The 1,583-nt window shown below is 61.8% G+C and carries 2 protein-coding genes and 1 pseudogene; all 3 read right to left on the minus strand.

The window, feature by feature from the left end; all coding sequences use genetic code 11:
- Nucleotides 1–330: pseudogene (locus JMY24_RS39865) on the minus strand (Tn3 family transposase); the annotation flags it as partial.
- Entirely contained in the window at nt 290–445 is a 156-nt protein-coding gene (locus tag JMY24_RS37985; RefSeq protein ID WP_236597786.1) for a recombinase family protein, read from the minus strand. The gene JMY24_RS37985 and the pseudogene JMY24_RS39865, both read right to left, overlap by 41 nt.
- Nucleotides 446–596: 151 nt before the next feature.
- Nucleotides 597–1,583, minus strand: a 987-nt coding sequence (locus tag JMY24_RS37990) for an ATP-binding protein (protein WP_201704116.1), incomplete at its 5' end; no start/stop codon positions are given.

Consider the following 1,583-nt stretch of genomic DNA (forward strand, 5'->3'; position numbering starts at 1 on the left):
CGCCGTGCCTTGTTGATCGACGCGGCCAAGCGGACCACGTCGTCGAATTCCAATCAGTTTCCGGCTGATTGAGCCGCCGATCAGCGGCGACGGCGCCGGCCAGTCCCCAGTCTTGCCCGGCACCTACAGATTCTTGTCGGCCAAATCGGCGATGCCCAGCGCAGATTCGAATCCGCGGAAGTGGCATAGCGCGAACACGTGGTCGGTGAAGCCGGCCGTGTCCGTATAGTGCTCCTCGATACGCTGTTCCGTCTCGTGATACAGCAAGCCATCGAGCACATGGGTGGCGTCACGCACCGTCGAATTGATGATCTTGGTGTGAAACGGTGCCGTCGAGTTGCGGCCGCTTGGTGTCCTTTCCCGATGCCTTGTCGGTGAAGGTACGGTCGAGGTCGATTCCGTCGACCTGGCGCTCGGCATGCTGCTCGAACGTACTAACCCGCACATAGCCTACAGGCTGACCGTTGATGACAGACTTCCGGTGAAAATGTCAGCTTGAAATCTATGACTTGCAGAGTCGAGCGTCAAACAATCGATCAGCGACCCTAGCCTGACGGTCCTGACAGGGTTTGCCTGACGTCAGGATCGGGTATGGCCTAATCCGACACCTTCGGAACTGCATGGGCTGTGGCGGCAGTCGGAAAGAGGACGGTGACGTCCAGACCGGTTAGCTTCTCCAGGTCGGAGAAGTCGAGGCGAATTTCCGCACCGACACGATTGGCAATCGTTTGGACGATGGAGAGCCCCAGGCCAGAACCGATCTGGTCGCTGCCCAGCGTGCGGTAGAAGGGGTCAAAAACCCGCTCCCGTTCGGTCAACGGGATGCCCGGTCCGTTGTCCCGGATGCGCAACGCGGCCTTCCCGTCCGACACACACACCGAAAGATCGACACGCCCCCCCTCTGCCGTGTAGCGGATTGCGTTATCAACCAGGTTCTTGACCACGGCGATCATGTCCAGCTCGCTCACCCAAACTTCGGCGTCTTCCATGCCTTCGACACCGATGTCGATGTGCTTGGCCTCGGCCAGCGGCATGAGGTCTTCCAGAACACGGCGGTAGATGCGCTGGACGGATACGGGCGACTTCGGCGAGTCGGCGGCCGACTGCGCACTGGCCAAGGTCAGGAGTTGATCCAGGAGGCTTCGGCCGCGCTCGATCCCTTGGCGCAACACCGTCAATCGTCCGCGCGCCAGGCCGGACATTTCCGCTTCCGCCAGTCGTTCTGCTTGCAGCGAAAGGGCGGTCAGTGGCGAGCGCAGCTCGTGCGCGGCATCCGCCACAAAGCGACGCTGTGACTCCATGGACTGGCCGACACGAGCGAGCAGGCGATTGATCGCCACGGCGAACGGCCGCACCTCGACCGGAAGGTGACGGTCTTCGACGGGGTGCAGTTCCTGCTCGGCGCGCTGGTCAATTTCCTGGGAGAGCGCGGCAATGGGGCGAAACATCTTGCGCACCAGGTCGGCGACAATCAGCAGCAGAACCGGAACGAGAACCAGGAAAGGCATCACAGTGCGAAGCGCCCCATCGCGGGCGATCTCATTGCGGAAGCCGGATTCCTGCGCCACGGCAATGCGCTCGCC

Source organism: Paraburkholderia kirstenboschensis (assembly GCF_904848585.1).
Classification (GTDB): Bacteria; Pseudomonadota; Gammaproteobacteria; order Burkholderiales; family Burkholderiaceae; genus Paraburkholderia; species Paraburkholderia kirstenboschensis.